The sequence below is a fragment of the Burkholderiales bacterium genome, assembly GCA_013695435.1.
In the GTDB taxonomy this organism is placed as follows: domain Bacteria; phylum Pseudomonadota; class Gammaproteobacteria; order Burkholderiales; family JACMKV01; genus JACMKV01.
On record JACDAM010000054.1, the window covers coordinates 22064 to 28270 of the forward strand.

Here is a 6207-nt window from a genome sequence, read left to right on the forward strand (position 1 = left end):
CGAAGCGCTTGTCCATACTTCAGGAAACACGAAATCATGCTTGCCAGACAAATGCCGCTCGGCCCGGTGATGCTCGACATCGCCGGGCTCGAACTGGCCGACGACGACAGACGCCGTCTGCTGCACCCAGCAACCGGCGGCATGATCCTGTTCAGCCGCAATTTCGCATCGAAGGAACAGTTGCGCGAACTGACCGCGCGGATTCATGCGCTGCGCGAGCCGCGTCTGATCATAGGCGTCGATCACGAAGGCGGACGCGTGCAGCGTTTTCGCCAGGGCTTCACCGCCTTGCCGCCGATGCGCGAACTCGGCCGCATCTGGGATACCGAACCGGAACGCGCGCGCGAACTGGCCCGGCAGGTGGGCTGGCTGCTTGCGGCGGAACTGGGCGAATGCGGCATCGACCTGAGCTTTGCGCCGGTGCTCGATATGGACTATGGAACGAGCAGCGTGATCGGCGATCGTGCGTTTCACAGCGATCCGCGGGCGATCGCGGAACTGGCGCGCCATCTCGTTCAGGGTTTGCGCGAAGCCGGCATGGGCGCGGTCGGCAAGCATTTCCCGGGGCACGGCTATATCGAAGCGGATTCGCATCTCGCGATCCCGGTCGACGAACGCAGTCTCGACGAAATGGCCGACGATATTTTGCCGTTCCGGGAGATGATCGCGCACGGACTGTCTGCGATCATGCCTGCGCATGTGATTTACCCGAAAGTCGATGCGAATCCGGCCGGGTTTTCGAGCAAATGGCTGAAAGGCATTCTGCGCGGCGTGCTCGGTTTTTCCGGCATGATTTTCAGCGATGATCTGAGTATGGAAGGTGCGAGCGTCGCCGGCAACGTGGTGCGGCGCGCGGAAGCCGCGCTGACTGCCGGCTGTGATATGGCGCTGGTGTGCAACGCGCCGGATGCGGCCGATCAGGTGCTCAGCGAATTGTCGTTCGCGCTTCCTCCGGCGGGACTTGCGCGCCTGGCACGGATGCACGGCCGGCCACGTGTGCCGAAGCGCCTGCAAACCGCGAAGCGATATCTGGTGGCGGTGGAGAGTATCGCCGCACTCGGCGGCGGGCATGGCATCGCCTGACCGGCACGCCCATCACGACCACAGTCACGGCGGGGCAGGCGCCCTCGGTTATGCGCTTGTCCTGACACTGCTGTTTGCCGCCGTCGAACTGCTGGGCGGCTTGTGGTCGGGCTCGCTGGCGTTGATCAGCGACGCCGGCCACATGTTGTCCGACAGCGCCGCCTTGGGCATCGCCGCGCTCGCCGCACGGGTTGCGCGACGACCGGCGAGCAAGCGCCATTCCTACGGCATGGTGCGGGCTGAGGTCATCGCCGCCTTCATCAATGGCGTCATCATGCTGGCGCTGGTCGCGCTGATCGCGATCGAAGCAGTTTCCAGGCTGCTGCAACCGCAAGCCGTTGCCGGCGGCGGCGTGATGGTGATCGCGGCGATCGGCCTCGCCGTCAACATTGTCGTCGCGCTGATCGTGAGCCGGGGCGATCGCAATCTGAATACGCGCGCGGCCTTGCTGCATGTGATCGGCGACATGATCGGTTCAGTTGCCGCTCTGGTCGCCGGCGCCGTGATTTACTTCACAGGCTGGTTGCCGATCGATCCGCTGCTGTCGGTGTTGATAAGCGGCTTGATCCTGATTTCGACGGTCCGCCTGCTGCGTGAAGCGCTGCACGTGCTGATGGAAGGCGTCCCTGCCGGTTTGCAGATGGACTCAGTCGGCGCAGCGATAGCAAGCGTGCCCAGTGTCCGGCGCGTTCACGATCTGCACATCTGGAATATTTCTTCCGGTCAGATTGCATTGTCGGCGCACCTCGAGCTCGATGATCTGGCGGATTGGCCGCGTCTGCTCGATTCGCTGCGCATCATGCTGCGCGAACAGTTCGACATAGAGCACGTGACCTTGCAACCTGAAATCCCCGGCTGGCTGAAGCAGCCTTACAAGGCTGAAGTTCGCATATTTCCCGGGCGCTAAGCCCGCGATACCGCGATTTTCCGCCGCGCGAGCCTGCGCCTGCGCCGTTGTAACGTGCCGACGCGAAATCGCCATGTCGTCATTATTTACATGTCGTCCGTTCGCTTCTCTGTTCTTCCTTGTAAGAATTTGAACTGACGCAGTTATTCGAATCGGCATGGATGCTGCTAGACAAAAACCAGGACAAACTTTTATGAATGCGTCATGGCTTTTGACTTCGACACCTGGGCGCATCTTGCCAAACACGACAAGGACGAATTCGAGCGGCGCCGTCAGGCGGCCGTCGAACAACTGATCGCGTCAGCGCCGCCTGCTTCGCAACGACGCTTGCGCGGATTGCAATTCCGGATCGATATGGAACGGCGGCGCGCAGTGACCCCGCTGGGCGCCTGCGTTCGCATCAGCGAAATGATGTGGGACAGTGTCTTCGAGCTGCATGACGCATTGAACGGCTTGCCGAAAAAGCCGTCCCCGAGCGGTGACGGGACCAGCGCGATAATCCTGCAACTGCGCGAGCCCTGATTCGTTCGCGGCAGGCAGTTCGTTTCAGCTCCGGCGGTTCGCCGCTGACGTTGCCAAAAAGCTTACCAAGAGCATTTCGCCACATCAGGCAGACCGCGACGTCTGGACGCATCCTTTCCGCAATCCTTTCGGGATATCGGCTAAAGACCGCCGACCTCAACCGGCATCGCGTGACTGAACGTCAGTTCCTTCGAATCCATGATCTCCGCCTTGAGTTCGCCGCTTGTGCCCGGCACGAAATTGAAGCGCAGGAACGGGTCTTCACTGATCGAAAAATCCATCACCGCGGTCAGGATCGGTTTGCCGGAGTACGTGACGGCCAATCTCGATACGTAGTGCGGCGGAACGTACATGACAGTGATCTGATCCAGTTCCATGCCGGTGTTGTTGGGGTGACGGATATTGAGTTGCACGGGATGCGTCTGGCCGGCAACAGGTTTATCGATCAGCCGGAATTTCATTGTGCCCAATTCGGCGCGATGTTTGGCCTGGTCGCGATTTGGCGGCTGGGTGCAGCCGCCCGAGACTTTCGCGTATTTGGAATCCATGTGCAGTTGGCCATCGCTCATCTCGGCGATGACGCGAACGTGGCTGTATTCCTGAACGCGAATCCGCGTTTCCATCTCGGCCAGGCCGGAGTCGGGCTTAAATTCATAGACCGCCGCGAGCGGTGACGGGTTTTTGTCGATGACAAGGTAGATTTTCTTGACGTAGTTGTCGCCGCTTTGCGGGACTTTCGATTTGATCGAAATCGGAACGGCCGCGCCAAACGCCGCGCGGCGCGGCATTTCCATCTGAATCAGGCTTTTGGTCGTGAATCGAGCGCTGCTGAAACAGATGACTGCGAATTCGCAGCCATTCCGCGGACGTATCGTCGTCCGCGGTGTTGATCGGCAATCCGCCAGGTGCGGACCAGGACGTTAATCCATTTATGAGCAGAGCGCTGCAAAAGACCAATTTACAAAGAGCTTTAGTGTTGTTTTCATCCCGGTTGTCTTTCATTAGTTGTGTCTCGATGATAGGGATTATGCATGGCGCTGTGTGTGGAGTAAGTGTTGCCCATCTTCCTGTATTTCCGAGCGCCTCGTAACGAGCCAACACCCGCATCCCTGTCGCAATTCGCCGACGACATTTCATTGCACTGTCGTCAATAAGAGACAAAGCGTTGAATTTGTTGGAAAAGCTTGAATTGCTGCACCGCGTCGTGTATAAGGTCGCCTGTACCCATCGCGGTACTCTGCAAGGGCTAATCCACTGAAAGGTGGAGGCGCAAAGTCACTAGTCTAACGGACTTTAGTCCTACGACAGCAGGATTGCCAGATCAAAGCTTCCAATAACAAGTTTGTAAGGTAGCTAGTCTGCATGAGGGTGTTTTGCATTCGATAGCTTTCCTGGCTGTCGGAGCGCATCAATTCATTCCGATCCGGTGTTGGTAGACGTGCGGCTTTCGGCTGCGCACTAAAGTCCTTCTTTTAATCAAAGAGGGAGTCTTCAATGTCTTTTCTTTTTCGCTTCGTACCCAACATTCGTAAAAAAATCTTTAAAGCTTTTCGGGTGGGCCTGTTATTCGGCGGTCTCGGTGTCAGTTTTGTCGCTGTCGGGCAGGTTACCGGGCAGCTTCAAGTCGATGGACCTCACTTCAAGGATGCCAGCGGTAACATTGTCGTGTTGCGCGGCATTTCGTTAATCGGCGTGCAGAATCTGAAAACCGAGCGGAAAGGAGCCGAATTCATCATCAATTTGCTGACCGATAGCAGCCGCGGCTGGCACGCGAAAATGTTACGGTTGCCGGTTTTTCCCGGCCAGTACTTCGCGAACCCCGCGCGTTACGTCCAGAATCATCTTCAACCGACGGTGGATCTTTGCGTCGCGAAGAAGTTGTATTGCATCATCGACTGGCATTACATCGACAGTCCTTATAAACGCCTCGGCGAGACAAAGAGCTTCTGGGCCGACATGGCAGCCCGTTACAAAGACAATCCCTACATCCTGTTCGAAATCTTCAATGAGCCGGTCACAGCGGCGTCGGGGTCGCAGGCGGAGTGGGACAAGTGGAAGGGATTCGCGCAGGAAATTGTGGATCTGATCCGGCAGACAGCGCGCAAAAACATCATTCTGGTCGGCGGCCCGCATTACTCGCAGCATATGCGCGGCGCGGTGTCCAATCCGGTTACCGGCAAAAACATTGCCTACGTCGCGCATATCTATCCGGGCGGTTATTACCCGCTTGCCAACAAACGCTCCGGCAACAGCGCCGATTATTGGGAATACAACGCCGGCGTCGTGGCGGACCAGTTCCCCGTCGTCGTCACCGAATGGGGTTTCGGTTCGGATGCATATAATGAGACGAAGGGCGAGCTCGCTACGTTCGGCTTACCCTTCAAGGCATGGGCCGAATCGAGAAATCTGTCGTGGACCTCGTGGGTCGCAGACTACGCCTGGTATCCGGTGATGTTCAAACGGGATTACAGCCCGACCGAGTTCGGCAAGTTCGTCAGGGAATGGCTGGAGCAAGGTTCGTAAAGGCAGCGGGAAAAGTTGCGAAGGGCTTCAGGATTCTGAGTGGCAGGATTGTCGAGATGGGCCCGGGCCGTTTTCAGCGGCTCCGGTTTTCTTAAAAGAAGCGCCACGAAGTTCCTTTTCTTGCGGTTTCAAGGCTACATCCGCTCGACGTATTCTCCCGAATCCGTATTGATCTTGATGCGCTCGCCTTCGAGCACGAACGGCGGCACCATCACAGTCAAGCCGGTTTCGGTCTTCGCCGGTTTGTAGGAACTGGTCGCGGTCGAGCCCCTCAGGTTGGGGTCGGTTTCGATAATCCTGAGAACGACGCTGGCAGGCAATTGCAAACCGATCGCACGCTCATTGTGAAAATTGACCTGCACGTCTGTGTTCGGCAACAGAAAACCGGTCTGCCCTTCGAGGAATTCCGCGGACAGCGTCATCTGTTCGTAGTTATTCTTGTCCATAAAAATGAAACCGCTGCCGTCGTTATACAGATATTCCATTTCGCGGCTCTCGACGAACGCGCGATCGACTTTTTCGTCGGTACGGAAACGCTGATTGGTTTTGGTTCCGGCTTCGATGTCTTTCATCTCGACTTGCATGAACGCGCCGCCGCGGCCGCCGACGTGAACGTGATAGCATTTCAGCACGCGCCAGACGCGCTTGTCCCATTCGAGCAGATTGCCGGCGCGGATTTCGGTCGCGAGTGATTTGGCCATGGTCGTTTCCGTGATTGAAAAAGAACGCGATTCTAAAGCGCTGTCTGTTTTAGTGCAAAAATCCTCCGAATTACACTCGGTTATCTACGACGAGAATTGCCGCATGTGCCCGCGGCTGGCCGATTTTCTGGATCGAACCAAAGCCGCGCACCCGGATTACCACGCGCGGCCCGTCGCGCCATTCGGTGATCCGCAGGCGCGGCTTCTGATCGTCGGTCTCGCGCCCGGTCTGCACGGCGCCAACCGTACCGGCCGGCCTTTTACGGGCGACCACGCCGGCATCCTGCTCTTTCGCACGCTGCATCGCTTCGGCTTCGCGAATCGCGGCGTATCCATCAGCAGGGACGATGATCTGACGCTGCTCGACTGCCGGATCACGAATACCGTCAAGTGCCTGCCGCCGCAGAACAAACCCGAGCCGGCCGAAGTAAAGCGCTGCAACCGTTATTTGCGTGACGAGATCGCCGGCCT

At 57.9% G+C, this 6207-nt stretch carries 7 protein-coding genes and 1 riboswitch; of the genes, 5 read left to right on the top strand and 2 right to left on the bottom strand.

What is annotated here, in order from left to right; translation table 11 throughout:
• The first annotated feature begins 51 nt into the window (after positions 1-51).
• From nagZ to H0V78_03190, 3 genes are all read left to right on the top strand, one after another.
• Positions 52-1083 carry a beta-N-acetylhexosaminidase gene (gene nagZ, locus H0V78_03180; protein MBA2350812.1) on the top strand — a complete coding sequence of 344 codons (1032 nt, stop codon included), beginning with the start codon at positions 52-54 and terminating at the stop codon, positions 1081-1083.
• A complete protein-coding gene (locus H0V78_03185) occupies positions 1070-1990 on the top strand; it encodes a cation transporter (GenBank protein ID MBA2350813.1) in 921 nt (306 codons plus the stop codon). Before nagZ ends, H0V78_03185 begins: the two co-directional genes overlap by 14 nt.
• A 204-nt stretch (positions 1991-2194) precedes the next feature.
• Positions 2195-2512, top strand: a complete 318-nt coding sequence (locus tag H0V78_03190) for a DUF3135 domain-containing protein (protein MBA2350814.1) — start codon at positions 2195-2197, stop codon at positions 2510-2512.
• A gap of 140 nt (positions 2513-2652) precedes the next feature.
• Here H0V78_03190 and H0V78_03195 read toward each other — a convergent pair whose 3' ends face one another.
• Positions 2653-3306: a quinoprotein dehydrogenase-associated SoxYZ-like carrier gene (locus H0V78_03195; GenBank protein MBA2350815.1), complete on the bottom strand. Its 654-nt coding sequence runs from the start codon at positions 3304-3306 to the stop codon at positions 2653-2655.
• Positions 3307-3746: 440 nt separating this feature from the next.
• Positions 3747-3833: riboswitch (cyclic di-GMP riboswitch) on the top strand.
• A 173-nt stretch (positions 3834-4006) separates the two neighbouring features.
• Between H0V78_03195 and H0V78_03200 the strand changes: the two genes are divergently transcribed.
• Positions 4007-5035, top strand: coding sequence for a glycoside hydrolase family 5 protein (locus H0V78_03200; protein MBA2350816.1), 1029 nt, complete (start codon positions 4007-4009; stop codon positions 5033-5035).
• 134 nt (positions 5036-5169) lie between these two features.
• On the opposite strand, the gene efp is transcribed toward H0V78_03200, so the two are convergent.
• The gene (gene efp / locus H0V78_03205; protein MBA2350817.1) at positions 5170-5736 is read right to left on the bottom strand and encodes an elongation factor P; all 567 of its coding nucleotides are present in this window, start codon (positions 5734-5736) and stop codon (positions 5170-5172) included.
• On the opposite strand from efp, the gene H0V78_03210 reads away from it, so the two are divergent.
• On the top strand, positions 5735-6207 hold a 473-nt coding region (locus H0V78_03210), incomplete at its 3' end, for a hypothetical protein (protein ID MBA2350818.1). The two genes, efp and H0V78_03210, sit on opposite strands and share 2 nt — an antisense overlap.